This is a genomic window from Acidimicrobiales bacterium (genome assembly GCA_035316325.1).
In the GTDB taxonomy this organism is placed as follows: domain Bacteria; phylum Actinomycetota; class Acidimicrobiia; order Acidimicrobiales; family VFJN01; genus DASXTK01.
Genome location: DATHJB010000170.1, coordinates 100373 through 115564, shown reverse-complemented (window position 1 = coordinate 115564; position 15192 = coordinate 100373). Strand labels below are relative to the sequence as shown.

Genomic DNA, 15192 nt, shown 5'->3' with positions numbered 1-15192 from the left:
TCGCATGCTGACCGTCGACTACGACCGGCTGGGGTTGGCACCCGGCGATCGCCTCCTCGACCTGGGCTGCGGCGCCGGTCGTCACGCCTTCGAGGCGCTGCGCCGGGGCGCCCGGGTGGTCGCCTTCGACTACGACGAGGGCGAGCTCAAGGACGTCGCCGGGATGGCCGCCGCCATGGCCGCCGACAAGCAGATCCCTGCCGAGGGCCACTCGGCCTGCACGCGGGGCGACGCCACCCGCCTGCCGTTCCCCGACGGATCGTTCGACCGCATCATCGCCGCCGAGGTGCTGGAGCACATCGCGGGCGACGAGGCCGCCATCGGCGAGCTGGCCCGGGTGCTGCGGCCCGGCGGCTCGATGGCTGTGACCGTGCCGGCGTGGCTGGCCGAGCGGGTCTGCTGGGCGCTGACCGACGAGTACCACGCCCCCTTCGTCGAGGGTGGCCACGTGCGGATCTACACCGAGTCGGGCCTGCGGGCGAAGCTGCGGCGGGCGGGCCTCAAGCCGAAGGGGTCGCACCACGCCCACGGCATCCACAGCCCCTACTGGTGGCTGCGCTGCGCCGTCGGGCCCACCAACGACGAGCACTTCCTGGTGAAGAAGTACCACACGGCGCTGGTGTGGGACATCGCCGGCACACAGCCGTGGGCCCGCTTCACCCGCCTGGCCGACCGGGTGCTCAGCCCCGTGATCGGTAAGAGCATCGTCATCTACGCACAGAAGCCACTCTCGGTGAAGGAGAGTGCTGCATGAGGAGCTTCGTAGCGGGCGAGTTGCAGCCCACCGTCGACGCCATCGCCGAGTGGCAGCTGCCCTCGGGGATGATCCCCTGGTTCCCCGGTGGCCACGCCGACCCCTGGAACCACGTCGAGGCGGCCATGGCGCTGACCCTCGGGGGCCACGACGCCGCCGCCGACCGGGCCTTCCAGTGGCTGGCCGGTCTCCAGCGGCCCGACGGCGCCTGGCACCAGTACTACCTGGCCGACCGGGTCGAGCAGGACAAGCTCGACGCCAACGTGTGCGCCTTCGTCGCCGCCGGCGTGTGGCACCGCTGGCTGTGCACCGGCGATCGTGGCTTCGCCGAGGAGATGTGGCCGGTGGTGGAGCGGGCCATGGACTTCGTGCTCGACCTCCAGACGCCGCGGGGCGAGATCCTGTGGGCCCGCCACACCGACGGTACGCCGTGGTCGTTCGCCCTGCTCACCGGATCGTCGTCGATGTGCCACTCGTTGCGGTGCGCGATCGCGCTGGCCGGGCTGCTGGGCCACGAGCGTCCCGACTGGGAGCTGTCGGCCGCCCGGCTGGCCCACGTGATCCGCCACGACGAGGCCGAGGCCTTCTCCCCCAAGCACCGCTGGGCGATGGACTGGTACTACCCGGTGCTCACCGGTGTCGTGACCGGCGAGGAGGGTCGGGCCCGGCTGGCCGCCCGCCACGACGCCTTCGTGCTGGAGGGCCGGGGCGTGCGCTGCGTCGCCGACCGGCCGTGGGTCACGGTGGCCGAGACCTGCGAGTACGCCCTGGCCAACCTGGTGGTGGGCGAAGCGGAGCGGGCACGGGAGCTGTACGGCTGGGCGCAGCAGTTCCGCACCGACGACGGCCGCTACTGGACCGGCACCGTCTACCCGGACGAGAGCCGCTTCCCGGCCGACGAGCGCTCGACGTACACGGCCGCGGCGGTCGTGCTGTGCGGCGACGCCCTGGCCGGCGAGTCGGGCGTGGGCTCCCCTGCCAGCGGGCTCTTCACCCGCCATGACGCCCTGCTGCCGGCGCTCCTCGACGCCGACACCCCGGTCAGCGACCGCGACTGATCCGCCCGGGCGGGTGCTTCCCCCGGCAAATTGCGTTCATTCGGCCGCTATGTGCGGGTTTTCGAGCGCAATTTCGGGGTTGGGGTTGGGGGAGGTGCGGGTCGCGCGGCTCGCCAGGTCGAGGAGGATGCGGTCGGACTCGATGCGCACGTCGTAGGTGGGTTGGCACTCGGCCTTGGTGGCCTCCCAGCCGGTGCCGAGCTCGAAGGCCCACTGGTGGCCGGGGCAGACGAGCTTGCCGTTGAGCACGACGCCCCTGTGCAGCTCGCGCTGACGGTGGATGCACTGGTTGTCGAAGGCGTGGACGTCGCCGTCGTGGAGTAGCACGAGGACCTCGCCCTCGTCGTGCGGCACCACGACCTTGCGGCGGCGGCGCAGCTCGGCGACCCCGCCGACGTCGACCCAGGTGGAGGTGCTCATCGGTCCGTGTCGGCCCCGGAGAGCCACTTCGCCCGCAGCCGCTCGGCGGCGCGATCCGAGATCAGCGCCGTCTGGTTCGGGTCCCACTCCACCGCCACGTCGCCGCGCACGTAGGTCTGGCAGGCCAGCCGGTAGCCCTGGCCGAGCAGCTCCTCGCCCAGGGTCTCCCGCTCCCGTCGTCGGGCCGACTCGAGGTTCTCGGCGCCCTCCACCACCCGCACCCGATCGGTGCCGCAGTTGCCGCTGGCGCACTTGAACGGCACCCCGCACTCCCGGCGGATGGCGACGCGTAGCAGGTTGACGTCGTCACCGTCGTCGAAGTCGACCTGCCGGTCGCTGGTGAGGAACCGGATGGTGGGCACGGGGACGCCCGAGGTCAGGCCGTGACGGCCTCGAGGTCGGGAGCGACATAGGTGTCGTACAGCGTCTTCGTGTACGAGAACCGCATCTCGGCGCCGTGCCGGACGAGCTGGAGGGCCCGCTGCTGCAGCGGCACGGTGTCGCAGTGGTCGAGCACGATCTGGTAGCCGCGCTCGCCGTGCACCTCGTCGCTGGTGATGTGCAGGTCGAAGAACTCGGCTTCCTCCTCGCTGAAGCCGTACTTCTCGAGCAGCGCCGGGTACTGGCGGCGGTAGATCGACGGGACCTGCGACTCCAGGCCCACGACCAGGGCCGCGGTGGCCACGGCGAAGTGCTCCCGGAAGGCGACGGCGTAGCACCAGCCCTGGAGGCCCCGGGTGACGGGGGTGGCGTTGTCGATGTCGGTGACCCGCTCGGCGGTGGTGCCGCAGGCCTCGGCGAAGCGGATGAGCAGGTCGGTGTGGCGGACGTCGGACAGCTCCTCCTCGTACATGTTCTGGAGGAGGAAGTCCTTGGCGTCGGTGAGGTTGTCGGGCGTGTTGGCGTAGATGTAGCTGAGGTAGTCGGCGAAAGGGCCCACGTAGTGGTAGTGGTTCTCGGCCCACCGGGCGAAGTGGTGCCGCTGGAGCTCGCCGTTGGCCCATGCTTGGGAGAAGGAGGCGTTCTTCGCCTCACGACCCTTGATCGCATCTTCGAGGGCTGTCCTGAACTCGTCTCTGGCCAGCAGGTCTGCCATGGGAGTGGTCCCTTCCGTACGGATTCTGATCCCCTCGTCCTTCATTTGTATACTGTCTACAAATCCCTCATGACGCAAGCCCCTTCTTCCCCCGAACAGGCCTGCTGACGTGCCCCACGAGGTGGCCGTCATGGCCGAGCAGTGCACCGGGCGCGGCGCCCACGGCGTCGTCTGCGCCGCCGCGCCGCTCGCCGCCTCGGCGGGCGCGCAGGTGCTGCGCGAGGGTGGCAACGCCTACGACGCCGTCGTCGCCATGGCGCTGGCCGAGGGCGTGCTCCTCCCGCCCAAGTGCGGGTTGGGGGGCGACCTGGTGGCGATCGCACTGGCTGGGGGTTCCGACGACGCCGTGCCCGAGTCGCTGCTGGCCATCGGCGGCGCGGCGGCCGGGTTGGCGGGCGCCGCGTCGAGCCACCCGTGGCGCGACGTGGGGGCGACGTCGGTCGGACCGCCCGCAGCACCGGCCGGCTACCTGGTGCTGGCCTCTCGGGGACGGTTGCCTCTCGAGCGGTTGGCGGCACCGGCGTTGGCGCTGGCCACCGACGGGTTCCCGTGGGCGGGCGTGGCCACCGACCTGTCGCGGCAGTCGGTCGCGCTGCTGCAGGAGATGCAGCCGGACGGGTGCACCTACCTGGTCGACGGGCGGCCGATCGAGCGGGGCACGATCGTGCGACTGCCCCGGCTGGCGGCGGCGATCGGCGAGCTGCTCGACCGCGGGCCGGAGGTGCTCGCCGGGCCGCTGGGTGCCGCCGTGGTGCGCGCCGTGCGGGCCCGGGGCGGGGTGCTGATGCAGGACGACCTGCTGGCCCACGCCCGGGCCGAGTGGGTGCCGTGCGCGTCCGGGACCGCCGGGCCGTTCGCCGCCTGGGCGACGCCGGCGCCGACCCAGGGGCCGGCGCTGCTCCACGCCGTCGCCGGGGCGCGCCCGGCTGCGGGGGCCGGCGATGCGTACGGACGGGTGATGGCCGCCGTCGACGTGGTCCGCCAGTCGACCTCGGATCCCAGCGGCACGTCGATGGTCTCCGCCGCGGACCGCGACGGGAACGTCGTGGTCGTCGTGCACTCGAACTCCTACCCGCGGTTCGGCAGCGGGATCGTGGTGCCCGAGTACGACCTGGTGCTCAACAACCGGGCCGGTCGGGGCTTCACACCCGAGCCGGACCACCCCAACTTCCCGGCCGCCGGGCGACGGCCGGCCACCACGCTCCACGCCTGGATGGTGGCCGACGCCACCGGACGGCCCCGGCTCGCCGGCGGCACCCCGGGCGGCGACAACCAGATGCCGTGGAACGCCCAGACCCTGGGGCAGGTCGTCTCGGGGTGCTGGTCGCCGGGCGTGCTGGTGGCGTCGCCCAAGTGGGAGTGGCTGCCCGCCGACGACGGCGTCCGGGTGGAGGGCGGGCTCGGCGACGACGACGTCGTGGGCCTGGCCGCGGTGGCGCCCCGGGTGGTGCGCGGCGCCCGCTGGGGCCTCAAGTCGGCCCAGCAGGTGGTGCGGGTGCGGCGGGGCGACGAGCCCTACGAGGCCGCCGCCGACCCCCGCACCGTCGGCTCCTCGCTCGGGGTCTGACGGCCGACGGTGAAGAGCAGCAGCGGCAGCACCACGGTGACGGCCAGGACGGGACGGAGGCCGACGACGTCCGCAGCCACGCCGACCAGGAACGTCGCCAGAGCTCCGAGGCCGATCTGGACCGACCGGTAGAGGCCGAGCGCGCCGCCCTGCGCCCCGAAGCGCTCGAAGGCAAGCACGTTGGCCAGGGGGAACAGCGAGCTCACGGTGCCCGCGAACACCGCCGCCAGGGCGTAGGTGGGGATCGACGCGGGCAGCAGCGTCCACCCGAGGCCGGTCGCCACCAGCAGGGCCGCGGTGCGCTTGGCGCTGGTCAGCGGGCCGGTGCGGTCGGCGCCGGCCCCCGAGAGCACCTTGGCCAGGATCGACAGCACGCGCCCCACGGCCAGGAGCGCGGCCGCGGCGGCGACCGTCATCCCCCACTCGTCGACGGCGAACGTGGTGAGGAACGACACCGTGCCGTACTGGCACACCGAACCGACGGTGCCGACGAACGTGGGCAGGCCGAGCACGTCGCCGATCCGGGCCCGGGCGGCGGGCGGCGCCAGCGGGGGTGTGCGGAGCCACAGCGTGCCGACCAGCGCCGCCACCGACAGGACGGCCGACACGACGAACGGCACGCGCCAGCCGTGGTCGGCACCGAGCGCGGCCAGTACGGCGGCGATGGTGAGTCCGCCCGAGAAAGCGACGCCGAACATGCCCATGGCGAAGCCCTTGCGGCGGGAGCCGGCGAGCATGCCGACGGCCTGGATGCCGGCCGGGAAGTAGAAGCCCGACCCCGCGCCCAGCAGCACTTGGGCGGCGGCCAGCTGCGGGAACGAGGGCGCGGTGGCGGCCAGCAGCGCGCCGACGACGGTCAGCAGGCCGGCGATGCGGATGACGCGGGTGGCGCCGAGCCGGGGCAGGAGGCGGCCGCCGACGATGTTGGCCACGGCGATGCTGCCGGTGAGCAGGCCGAACGCCGTGCCGCCGAGGGTCAGGTCGAGGCCGAGGTCCTTGGCCGTCGTGGGGAAGATGGGGCTGAGCAGCGACTCGCCGACGCTGGCCGCCAGGTAGGCGGAGCAGGCCAGCACGAAGCCGCCCCACTGGGGGCGCTCCTCGGCCTCGGGCGGCGAGGCCTGAGTGGGAAGGGGTTGTCCACCAGCCATCTCGCGTACAGTATGCAATATCCGATGATGCATCTCGACGACGCGGCCGTGCTCGACGTCCTCGACCTGCCGGCGGTGACCGCACGGCTGGACGAGGCCTACGCCGCCTGGGGACATGCCCGGGCGGCCACGACCACGCGCGTCCGGGCCACGTCCTCCGAGGGCATGGCATCGGCCATGGCCGCGGTGGTGCCGCCCTACTCCGGGGGCAAGGTCTACGCCACGGTCGACGGGCGCTTCACGTTCGTCATCGTGCTCTTCGACCTGTCGGGCCGGGTGCTGTGCACGCTCGACGGCAACGCCGTGACGTCGCTGCGGACGCCCGCCACGTCGGCCCTGGCCATCCGTCACCTGGCGGCGCCGTCGTCGCAGGTCGCCGCGGTGGTCGGTGGCGGGCGCCAGGCCTGGGGGCACCTGGAGATGCTGGCGGCCGAGCTGCCGGACCTCGCCGAGGTGCGCCTCTACGCCCGTCGACCCGAGGCCGCCCGGGGGTTGCAGGAGCGGTCTGCCGGGCAGGGCCTCCCCACCGTGGTCGTCGCCCCCTCCGCCGCCTCGGCCGTCGACGGCGCCGACGTGGTCGTCACCGTCACCTCGTCGCCCGAGCCGCTGTTCCCCGCCACCGTCGTGAGCGACCGGGCGCTGATCTGCGCCGTGGGCGCCACCAAGTACGACCGCTGCGAGATCGGGCCCGACGTGGTCGAGCGCTGCGCGGCCGTGGTGGCCGACGACGTGACCGGGTCCCGCAGCGAGTGCGGCGACCTGCTGCGAGCCACCGCGGCCGGCCGCTTCGACTGGGAGCGAGCGGTGGAGTTGCACGACGTGGTCGCCGGTACGGCCGGTGGCGCCGTGCCGCGGGCGGGCTCGGCGGGGCCCGTGCTGTTCGAGACCCAGGGCGTCGCCCTGCAGGACGTCGCCACCGCCGGCCTGGCCTGGGAACGCCACGCCGCCGAGACCGACTACCCGACCGACACCGACAAGGAGCAACCGTGATCGTCAGTCATCGCCTGTCCCTCGCCGAGGCCGAGATCGCCGTCGACGCCGCCCTGGCCACCGCGGCCGAGCTGGGCGTCGGCTCGGTGGTGTGCGTCAGTGACGCCGCCGGCTACCCGATCGTGGTGAAGCGGCCCGACAACGGCAAGGTCACCAGCGTCGACATCGCCGTCGCCAAGGCCTTCACCGCCGCCTGCCACCGCCGGCCCACCCACACCTACACGAACGCCCAGCCCGGCCAGGAGGCGTTCGGGATCATGAACATGCACGGCGGCAGGTTCACGATCTTCGTGGGCGGCTGGCCGATCGAGGTCGGCGGCGAGGTGGTGGGCGGCATCGGCGTGTCCGGCGGCCACACCAGGGAGGACATCGCCTGCTGCAAGGCGGGGATCACCGCCCTGCTGGAGCACCTTGGCGAACCCGTCGACTTCGCCAAGTGGGACGACTGGCAGCCCCCGACCCCCACGGCGGACTGACCGTGACCGTCGAGGTCTTGAACCGGATCGGCGGCGCGGCGGTGCCCGCCGCGGACGGCGCCGTCTTCGAGCGACGCAACCCCGCGGACGTCGAGCGGGTCGTGTCGGTGGCGCCCGAGTCGACGCCGGACGACATGGCGGCGGCAGTGGCGGCCGCGGTCGACGCGGCGGCTTCGTGGCGGCGGACCACGCCTTCGCAGCGGGCCGAACTACTGGGGCGGGCCGCCCACGTGCTGGCCGGTGACGCCGACCGGAACGCCCGCGAGATGGTGGCCGAAGAGGGCAAGCCGCTGGCCGACGCCCGCATGGAGGCCGGGCGGACGCCGAAGAACCTGGAGATCTACGCCGGCGAGGCGCTGCGGCTCACCGGCACCACGTTCCCCTCCGACGACGGGACGCTGGCGTGGACGACCCGCGACCCCGTCGGCGTGGTGGGGGTCATCACGCCGTGGAACTTCCCCCTGAACCTGGCGAGCCGGAAGATCGGGCCGGCGCTGGCGGCGGGCAACACCGTGGTGTTCAAGCCGTCACCGCTCACGCCGTTGATGGGCGACCGGCTGGGCGCCGCCTTCGAGGCCGCCGGCTTCCCCCCGGGCGTGGTCAACGTGGTGCACGGGTTCGGTGCAGGCGCTGCCCTGGTGACCGACTCGCGGGTGGGCGCCGTCACGTTCACGGGGTCACTGGCGACGGGTCGGAAGATCCACTCGTCGATCGGGCTGGGGCGACGTTCGCAGCTGGAGCTGGGCGGCAAGAACCCGGTGGTCGTGCTGGCCGACGCCGACCTCGACGCCGCCGCCCAGGTGGTGGCCCGGTCGTCGTTCAGCCTCACCGGCCAGGCCTGCACGGGCGCAGGGCGGATCCTCGTCGAGGCATCGGTGCACGACGAGCTGCTGGAGCGGGTCGTGCAGTTGGCCTCGGGGTACGTGATCGGGCCGGGCGACGCCGACGGGGTGACGATGGGGCCGCTGGTCGATGCGGGTGCCGTCTCGGCGATGGAGGCCGCGGTGGCGGGTGCCGTGGCCGAGGGCGCTGCGGTGGCGTGCGGGGGTTCCCGGGCTGTCGAGGGAGCTCTGGCTCGTGGGTGCTTCTTCCCGCCGACCGTGCTCACGGGGGTTGCTCGGGGCAGTGCGTTGGCGCGGGACGAGGTGTTCGGGCCGGTCGTGGGGTTCGAGCGGGTGTCGGGGCTGGACCAGGCGATCGAGTCGGCCAACGACGTCGAGTACGGGCTGGCGGCGGCGATCTGCACCCGTGACCTGGGCGCCGCCCAGCGGTTCGTCGCCGAGGTGGAGGCCGGGATGGTGAAGGTCAACCGGCCGACCGTCGGGGCGGCGCTCAACGCCCCCTTCGGCGGGATCAAGCAGTCGGGCACGGGCGTCCACAAGGAGCAGCTCGGGCCGACGGTCATGGACTTCTACACGGTCAGCCGGACCGTCTTCCTGGGGAGCTGAGCGGATGGACCTGGGTCTTGAGGGCAAGCGGGCGCTGGTGCTGGGGTCGTCGGCGGGGCTGGGGCGGGCGGTGGCGGAGACGCTGCTCGCCGAGGGTGCCCAGGTGGTCGTGACGTCCCGGTCGGCCGAGCGGGCGGCGTCGGTGGACGGGGCGACGGGGGTGGTCGTCGACCTGACCGTGCCGGGCGCGGGTGCGCAGGTGGTCGCCGACGCCGTGGCGGTGCTGGGCGGGCTCGACATGTGCGTGGTCAACACCGGCGGCGGGAAGCCCGGCGGGATCATGGCCACCGACGGGTTCGACGATGCCGCCTACGCGTCGATGCTGCGGCCGGCGTTGGAGGTGTCCCGGGCCGCGGCGCCGCACCTGCGCCGGGCGGCTGGTAGTGGCGGTGGCGGTGGACGGCTGGTGTTCATGACGGCCCGGTCGATCGTCGAGGCGTCGCCGGACCTGGCGCTGTCCTCGGTGTTCCGCAGCGGCGTGTCGGCGATGGCCCGGTCGCTGGCGCTGGAGCTGGCGCCCGACGTGAACGTCACCGTGGTGGTGACCGGCCAGTTCGCCACCGGCGGGCTGGAGCGCTTCGAGGCGGCCCGGGCCGCCGCGGAGGATCGCCCAGTAGAGGAGGTCCACGCCGAGCACCTCGCCGCGATCCCCCTGGGCCGTGTCGGCCGCCCCGAGGAGCTGGCCGACGTCGTCGCCTTCCTCTGCAGCGAGCGGGCCTCGTTCGTCACCGGCACCGCAGTCCGGGTCGACGGCGGCGCCGTCCGCGGCTTCTAGCCCGGCGCTACCTGTTCTTGCGCTTGCGCAGGACCCGGAGGACGAACCAGGCGATGGCGAAGCCGGCCAGCAGCGGGGCGGCGCGGCGGAAGACCGGGGCACCGGCGGCGTCGAGGAGGTCGACGGGCTCGGCCTCGGGCGAATCGATGTGACGGACCTCCGGAGACGGGTCCTTGGCCGCGGCGGCACCGGCCGAGCTCGCCTCCGGCCCGCCGTGGCCGTTGGAGCCGGCCGCGAGCTGCGACTCTAGGGAGCTCACGAACTGGTCGAGGAGCTTGGTGGAGACGTCGGCGAGGACGCCGCGACCGAACTGGGCGACCTTGCCGGTGATCGTCAGGTCGGTGACGACCGCGACCTCGGTGCCGTCGCCGTCCGACGTGAGCTGGGCGCTCACCGTCGCCGCGGCGTTGCCCTGACCCCTGGTCTCCCGGCCCTCGGCCCGCAGGACCGCCCGGTGCGCCCCCTCGTCGCGCTCCACGAAGCGGGCCACACCCCGGTACTGCGCCGTGATCGGCCCCACCTTCACCTTGACGACACCCCGGTACTCGTCGCCCTCGATCTCGGTGAGCTGGGCGCCGGGGAGGCACGGCGCGATCCGCTCGACGTCGGTGAGCAGGGCCCATGCCTCGGCGATCGGCACGGCGACCCGGAATCGGTTGGTCAGCTCCACGTCAGCTCCTCTGGTGACGGATGGCAGCGAGCGCGGCGACGGTGACGTCCCAGCGCTCGCGCTCGGCGATGTCGGGCGGCGGCGTGAACCCCAGCGGCACCAGGGCGATGCCGAGGCTGTCGGCCTGGTGGTCGGCGACCTGCAGCGCGGCGGCGAACACCCCGTCGTGCTCCCGCGACGCCACCAGCGTGAGCTTCAGGGTGTGGAGCGTGGTGCCCTCGACGGCCAGCAGCGTCGCCCGACCACTTGCCTCCAGGTAGGACCGGGACCGCCGGCCACCGAGCACGAGGAACAGCTTGGTTCCGTCGTCGGCCACCGCCACCTCGGTGGACGACACCACGGCGCAGTGCGGTGCGCCGGCGTCGTCGACGGTCAGGAAGGGGAACATCTGCGTGGGCACGCCCACCTCGACCGGCGTCGTCAGCGCCGCGGCCACGGCCTCGGGGACGTTCACGACCATCGGGTGAAGAGGTCGTGCTCGATGCCGAACTGGTCGAGCACCTTGCCGGCGATGTGCGCCACCAGGTCGTCGATCGAGCGGGGCCGGTGGTAGAAGGCCGGCACCGGCGGCAGCACCGTGGCGCCCGCCAGCGTGACCGTCTCCATGTTGCGGATGTGGATGAGGTTGAGCGGCGTCTCCCGGGGCACCAGCACCAGCCGCCGTCGTTCCTTCAGGGTGACGTCGGCGGCCCGGGTGAGCAGGTCGGTGGTGTTGCCGGTGGCGACGCCGGCGAGCGTCCGCATCGAGCACGGGATCACCACCATGCCCTGCGTGCGGAACGAGCCGGAGGAGATGGCCGCGGCGAGGTCCGCGTTGTCGTGCACCACGTCGGCCAGGGCGGCGACCGTGGCGACGTCGGTGTCGGCCTCGAGCTTGAGGGTCTGGACGGCCCCGTTCGACACCACCAGGTGGGTCTCGACGGTGCCGAGGTCGTGCAGGGCCCGCAGCAGGCCGATGCCGAGCTGAGGCGCGCTCGACCCGGAGATGCCCACCACCAGCCGCGGTCGATCGGGGGTAGGGCGTGTCATTCCAGATCGTCCAGGCCGCGCCAGATCGCCAGGGACTCCTCCACCTCTTCGAGGTGCCGGCGCATGACGTCGCGGGCGGCGTTGGGGTCTCCGGCGACGATGGCCCCGAACAGTGCCTGGTGACCCCGGGGTGCGTGGTCGTCGGGCTGGTAGCTGTTGGCCGACAACCGGGTGCGCAGCTCGGCGAACAGCTGATTGAGCGCGTGCTGCACGGCGATCACCAACGGGTTCTTGGTGCAGCGGGCGACCGCCTCGTGGAAGGCGATGTCGGCGTCGAGGGGGTGTGCGTCGGACTCGACGGCCCAGTTGAACCGGCGCAGCGCGCTGCCCAGATCGAGGACGTCCTCCTCCTCCGCGTTGGCGGCCGCCATCGCCGCCACCTCGGGCTCGAACGCCAGGCGGAACTCCATCACGTCGTCGACCGCGGCCTGCGACAGGGAGATGACCGCCTGGAACGGCGCCATCAACAAGCTCGGGTCGGCGGCCCGCACGAAGGTGCCGGCACCACGGCGAGACTCCACGAGCCCCAGCGACTGCAGCTCGCGCAGGGCCTCGCGGATGCTGTTGCGACCGACGCCCAGGCTCTCCGCCAGCTCGCGCTCGGCGGGGAGACGGTCGCCAGGACCCAGCTCGCCGGATTCCAGGATCTCACGCAGGTGGTCGACCACCGAGGTCGACACCCGATCGTGGTCGTTGGATTGTGCGGGCGCAGCCGCCGCCATTGGCCTCCCTTCCCGAAGTGGTCCGACCATCATGTCCCATCGAGGCCCGTTTGCCAAGCATTCGAGAAGATTGGCAGGACCACTTGCGCCCGTTCTGCCTTGGATGCCAGATTGGTAGGGACACTTCGAGCAGGCCCCGAGACCGAGGAGAGGAGGGACCATGCGACAGATCGAGGACGGCGCCGGGCGCTGGGGGCTCTGGCTGGGTGGAGCGTCGGACCGCGACGAGACCCGTTCCGTCGCCGAGGCCGTCGCCCCCTTCCGCGGCCGCCCCCTCGGCGAGGTGGAGCAGGCCACCGCCGCCGACGTCGAGCGGGCCGTCACCCTCGGCCACGAGGCCGCCCGGCAGCACCGGCGGACGCCCGGTCACGTGCGGGCCGGCTGGCTGCACGCCGGCGCCCGGGCCCTCGCCGAGCATGCGGCCGACCTCGTCGACACGCTCGTCGCCACGCTGGGCAAGCCCCGCCGGGCCAGCGAGTTCGAGGTGGGCCGGGGCGTCCAGCTGCTCGACCTGGCGGCCGAGGAGATCTCCCGCTTCGGCGGCGAGAACCTCCCCCTCGACGGGGTCCCCGGAGGTGACGGCCGCTGGGGCCTCACCCGTCGCGAGCCGTTCGGCGTGGTCGCCGCGGTCACGCCGTTCAACGCCCCCGTCAACCTGCTGCTGCAGAAGGTGGCGCCGGCGCTGGCCGTCGGCAACGCCGTCGTGGTGAAGCCGGCGCCCGAGGGGGCGATCGTCGCCCTCCAGATCGCCGAGCTGCTCGGCGATGCCCTTCCGCCGGGCCTGCTGAGCGTCCTCCCGGGAGGGCCCGAGATCGCCCGCGGCCTGGCGTCGCACCCCCAGGTGCGGGCCGTCACGCTCACGGGCGGAGTCGCCGCCGGTCGGGCGGTCATGGCGGCCGCCGGGATCAAGCCGGTGCTGCTGGAGCTCGGCTCGAACGCCCCCAACATCGTCCTCGCCGACGCCGACCTGGACGACGCCGCCGCCAGCATCGCCCACGCCGCCTTCGGCGCCAGCGGCCAGCAGTGCATCTCGGCGCAGCGGGTGATCGTCGAGCGGCCCGCGTTCGACGCCTTCGTCGGCCGCTTCGTCGCCGCCGCCCAGGCCATGGTCGTGGGCGACCCCGACGACCCGGCCACCGAGATCGGCCCGCTGGCCCACAAGGGCCGCCGCGACGCCGTGGCGCGCTTCGTCACCGACGCCGAGGAGCGGGGCGCCAAGCTCCTGCTCGACGGGCGGCCCGACCGCGACGACGACCTGTGCTTCGGGCCGACCGTGGTGGTCGACGCGCCGCCCGACGCCATGATCTGCCGCGACGAGGTGTTCGGCCCGGTGGCAGTGGTGCTGCCGGCCGACTCGCTCGACCACGCCGTCGCCATCGCCAACGACTCGCCCTTCGGGTTGCAGGCGGCGTGCTTCACCCGCAGCCTTTCCCATGCCCTGCGAGCCGCCGAGGACATCGCGGCCGGGTCGGTGTGGATCAACGAGTCCACCCGCTTCCGCCTCGACACCACCCCCTTCGGCGGCTACGGCCAGAGCGGCGTCGGTCGCGAGGGCGTCCGCTACGCCATGGAGGCGTTGTCGCAGCTCAAGTTCGTCGGCCTCCGGCTGACCCCCGACAGCTGAATCGAGGAGACGATGGCCAAGGACCTGCGCACCTTCATCAAGCAGATCGAGTCGGAGCACCCCGACGACCTCCGGCGGGTCACCCGAGAGGTCGACCCCGCCAACTACGACGTGACCGCCGTGATGGAGCACCTGTACCGGCGGGGCGAGCGGCCGGCGGTGCTGTTCGAGCACCCGAAGAACCTCCGGGGCGAGCCCTCCGACATCCCGGTGCTCATCAACGTGTTCGCCGAGCGGGCCCGCTGCGCCACGGCGCTCGACTTCCCCCGCGACCAGTCCGACCTGCCGCTGAGCCTGGAGTTCTCCCGCCTCGGCGAGGCCGGCATCGGGCCCACCGTGGTCGGCGCCGGCGACGCACCCGCCAAGGAGGTGGTGCTGACCGGCGACCGGATCGACACCCGCGACCTGCCGGTCGTCATCCACTCCGAGGGCGACTACGGGCCCTGCCTCACCATGACCCTGCTGGTGAAGGACCCGGAGACCGGCGCCTACAACGCCGCCTTCATCAAGGCGTTCTACGACTTCGAGGACCACCAGCGGCTGCGGATCACCATCCACTCCCCCGACACCGAGCGGGCGCTCGCCTGGTACGAGGCCCGGCAGCAGCCCATGCCGATCGTGGCCGTGCTGGGTCACCACCCCGCCTTCTACCTGGGGACGATGGGGCTGACGCCGTACGAGTCCGACGACTTCACCACCATCGGCGGCTTCCTGGGCGAGCCGCTGAGGCTGGTGCCCTCCGAGACGTGGGGCGACGAGTTCCTGGTCCCGGCCGACGCCGAGATCCTCATCGAGGGCGAGGTGCCGCCCGGCGAGCGCCTGATCGCCGACCCGTTCGGCGACATCACCCGCCAGTACCAGGCCCAGACCCTGCGGCCGGTGATGAACGTGACCGCCATCACCCGGCGCCACGACGCCATCCTGCAGGACGTCTTCGCCGGCCACCACGACCACTTCACCGTCGGTCAGATCCCCAAGGAGGGGACGCTCTACAACACGCTGCGCCGCAAGTTCGGCGACATCGTCACCGCGGTGCACCTGCCCTACTCGGGCTGCGGCCGGCTGGCCTGCTACGTGTCGATCGCCAAGACCCGCGAGGGGCAGGGCAAGGCCGTGGCGCTGGCCGCCATCCAGGAGTCGTGGACGTTCCAGGTGGTGGTGGTGGTCGACAGCGTGATCGACGTGTTCAACGAGGAGGACGTCATCTGGGCGACGCTCGTCAACGTCGACCCGTCCCGGGACGTCGACATGATCCACAACATCCCGACGGTGTTCACCACGTCGATGGGCTACCGGAAGGTGCTCATCGACGCCACGCGGCCGCTCGACAAGGCGATCCCCGAGATGAACCGGGTGCCGCAGGAGGCCCTCGACCGCATCGACCTCGACGCCTACCTGGCGGGGAGCTGAAGGGA

17 protein-coding genes are annotated in these 15192 nt (G+C 72.9%); 9 read left to right on the top strand and 8 right to left on the bottom strand.

Going from position 1 to position 15192, the window contains the following annotated elements:
* The first annotated feature begins 4 nt into the window (after positions 1-4).
* Together VK611_22715 and VK611_22710 are read left to right on the top strand one after the other, a co-directional pair.
* Positions 5-754 (top strand): class I SAM-dependent methyltransferase, encoded by a 750-nt coding sequence (locus VK611_22715; GenBank protein HMG44163.1) that lies wholly within the window; start codon positions 5-7, stop codon positions 752-754.
* Entirely contained in the window at positions 751-1812 is a 1062-nt protein-coding gene (locus VK611_22710) for a hypothetical protein (protein ID HMG44162.1), read from the top strand. Before VK611_22715 ends, VK611_22710 begins: the two co-directional genes overlap by 4 nt.
* A 36-nt stretch (positions 1813-1848) precedes the next feature.
* Here VK611_22710 and VK611_22705 read toward each other — a convergent pair whose 3' ends face one another.
* From VK611_22705 to VK611_22695, 3 genes are read right to left on the bottom strand one after another with little or no spacing between them, the layout of a single operon-like run.
* On the bottom strand, positions 1849-2232 hold the full coding sequence (locus VK611_22705) for a Rieske (2Fe-2S) protein (protein HMG44161.1): 384 nt from the start codon (positions 2230-2232) through the stop codon (positions 1849-1851).
* A complete protein-coding gene (locus VK611_22700; GenBank protein ID HMG44160.1) occupies positions 2229-2594 on the bottom strand; it encodes a 2Fe-2S iron-sulfur cluster-binding protein in 366 nt (121 codons plus the stop codon). Before VK611_22700 ends, VK611_22705 begins: the two co-directional genes overlap by 4 nt.
* A gap of 14 nt (positions 2595-2608) precedes the next feature.
* A complete protein-coding gene (locus VK611_22695) occupies positions 2609-3328 on the bottom strand; it encodes an iron-containing redox enzyme family protein (GenBank protein ID HMG44159.1) in 720 nt (239 codons plus the stop codon).
* A gap of 130 nt (positions 3329-3458) precedes the next feature.
* Here VK611_22695 and VK611_22690 point away from each other — a divergent pair, with 130 nt between their 5' ends.
* Positions 3459-4895: a gamma-glutamyltransferase gene (locus VK611_22690; protein HMG44158.1), complete on the top strand. Its 1437-nt coding sequence runs from the start codon at positions 3459-3461 to the stop codon at positions 4893-4895.
* Here VK611_22690 and VK611_22685 read toward each other — a convergent pair.
* Complete coding sequence (locus VK611_22685; GenBank protein HMG44157.1) at positions 4844-6043, bottom strand: MFS transporter; 1200 nt, start codon at positions 6041-6043, stop codon at positions 4844-4846. The genes VK611_22690 and VK611_22685 overlap by 52 nt on opposite strands.
* Positions 6044-6067: 24 nt before the next feature.
* Here VK611_22685 and VK611_22680 point away from each other — a divergent pair, with 24 nt between their 5' ends.
* From VK611_22680 to VK611_22665, 4 genes are read left to right on the top strand one after another with little or no spacing between them, the layout of a single operon-like run.
* Positions 6068-7033, top strand: a complete 966-nt coding sequence (locus VK611_22680; protein HMG44156.1) for a hypothetical protein — start codon at positions 6068-6070, stop codon at positions 7031-7033.
* The gene (locus VK611_22675) at positions 7030-7509 is read left to right on the top strand and encodes a heme-binding protein (protein HMG44155.1); all 480 of its coding nucleotides are present in this window, start codon (positions 7030-7032) and stop codon (positions 7507-7509) included. The genes VK611_22680 and VK611_22675 overlap by 4 nt, the downstream gene beginning before the upstream one ends.
* On the top strand, positions 7470-8957 hold the full coding sequence (locus VK611_22670) for an aldehyde dehydrogenase family protein (GenBank protein HMG44154.1): 1488 nt from the start codon (positions 7470-7472) through the stop codon (positions 8955-8957). The genes VK611_22675 and VK611_22670 overlap by 40 nt, the downstream gene beginning before the upstream one ends.
* A 4-nt stretch (positions 8958-8961) precedes the next feature.
* On the top strand, positions 8962-9732 hold the full coding sequence (locus VK611_22665) for an SDR family oxidoreductase (GenBank protein HMG44153.1): 771 nt from the start codon (positions 8962-8964) through the stop codon (positions 9730-9732).
* 7 nt (positions 9733-9739) lie between these two features.
* Here the strand turns inward: VK611_22665 and VK611_22660 are convergent, their stop codons facing one another.
* Genes VK611_22660 through VK611_22645 form a run of 4 tightly spaced genes read right to left on the bottom strand, consistent with a single transcriptional unit; the run spans position 9740 to position 12153 of the window.
* A complete protein-coding gene (locus tag VK611_22660; protein HMG44152.1) occupies positions 9740-10402 on the bottom strand; it encodes an SRPBCC family protein in 663 nt (220 codons plus the stop codon).
* Between the two features lies 1 nt (position 10403).
* The gene (locus tag VK611_22655) at positions 10404-10862 is read right to left on the bottom strand and encodes a hypothetical protein (protein ID HMG44151.1); all 459 of its coding nucleotides are present in this window, start codon (positions 10860-10862) and stop codon (positions 10404-10406) included.
* Complete coding sequence (locus VK611_22650) at positions 10853-11431, bottom strand: UbiX family flavin prenyltransferase (GenBank protein HMG44150.1); 579 nt, start codon at positions 11429-11431, stop codon at positions 10853-10855. The genes VK611_22655 and VK611_22650 overlap by 10 nt, the downstream gene beginning before the upstream one ends.
* A complete protein-coding gene (locus tag VK611_22645) occupies positions 11428-12153 on the bottom strand; it encodes a FadR/GntR family transcriptional regulator (protein HMG44149.1) in 726 nt (241 codons plus the stop codon). Before VK611_22645 ends, VK611_22650 begins: the two co-directional genes overlap by 4 nt.
* Before the next feature lie 160 nt (positions 12154-12313).
* On the opposite strand from VK611_22645, the gene VK611_22640 reads away from it, so the two are divergent.
* The gene (locus VK611_22640) at positions 12314-13777 is read left to right on the top strand and encodes an aldehyde dehydrogenase family protein (GenBank protein HMG44148.1); all 1464 of its coding nucleotides are present in this window, start codon (positions 12314-12316) and stop codon (positions 13775-13777) included.
* A gap of 12 nt (positions 13778-13789) precedes the next feature.
* Positions 13790-15187 carry a UbiD family decarboxylase gene (locus tag VK611_22635; protein ID HMG44147.1) on the top strand — a complete coding sequence of 466 codons (1398 nt, stop codon included), beginning with the start codon at positions 13790-13792 and terminating at the stop codon, positions 15185-15187.
* Positions 15188-15192 lie beyond the last annotated feature (5 nt).

What these genes read in the sequence shown, in the direction of transcription:
- VK611_22715 (HMG44163.1), top strand. Translation starts at nt 5, where the DNA reads ATGCTGACCGTCGACTACGACCGGCTGGGGTTGGCACCCGGCGATCGC.
- VK611_22710 (HMG44162.1), top strand. Translation starts at nt 751, where the DNA reads ATGAGGAGCTTCGTAGCGGGCGAGTTGCAGCCCACCGTCGACGCCATC.
- VK611_22705 (HMG44161.1), bottom strand. Translation starts at nt 2,232, where the DNA reads ATGAGCACCTCCACCTGGGTCGACGTCGGCGGGGTCGCCGAGCTGCGC.
- VK611_22695 (HMG44159.1), bottom strand. Translation starts at nt 3,328, where the DNA reads ATGGCAGACCTGCTGGCCAGAGACGAGTTCAGGACAGCCCTCGAAGAT.
- VK611_22690 (HMG44158.1), top strand. Translation starts at nt 3,459, where the DNA reads ATGGCCGAGCAGTGCACCGGGCGCGGCGCCCACGGCGTCGTCTGCGCC.
- VK611_22685 (HMG44157.1), bottom strand. Translation starts at nt 6,043, where the DNA reads ATGGCTGGTGGACAACCCCTTCCCACTCAGGCCTCGCCGCCCGAGGCC.
- VK611_22680 (HMG44156.1), top strand. Translation starts at nt 6,068, where the DNA reads ATGATGCATCTCGACGACGCGGCCGTGCTCGACGTCCTCGACCTGCCG.
- VK611_22665 (HMG44153.1), top strand. Translation starts at nt 8,962, where the DNA reads ATGGACCTGGGTCTTGAGGGCAAGCGGGCGCTGGTGCTGGGGTCGTCG.
- VK611_22655 (HMG44151.1), bottom strand. Translation starts at nt 10,862, where the DNA reads ATGGTCGTGAACGTCCCCGAGGCCGTGGCCGCGGCGCTGACGACGCCG.
- VK611_22650 (HMG44150.1), bottom strand. Translation starts at nt 11,431, where the DNA reads ATGACACGCCCTACCCCCGATCGACCGCGGCTGGTGGTGGGCATCTCC.
- VK611_22645 (HMG44149.1), bottom strand. Translation starts at nt 12,153, where the DNA reads ATGGCGGCGGCTGCGCCCGCACAATCCAACGACCACGATCGGGTGTCG.
- VK611_22640 (HMG44148.1), top strand. Translation starts at nt 12,314, where the DNA reads ATGCGACAGATCGAGGACGGCGCCGGGCGCTGGGGGCTCTGGCTGGGT.
- VK611_22635 (HMG44147.1), top strand. Translation starts at nt 13,790, where the DNA reads ATGGCCAAGGACCTGCGCACCTTCATCAAGCAGATCGAGTCGGAGCAC.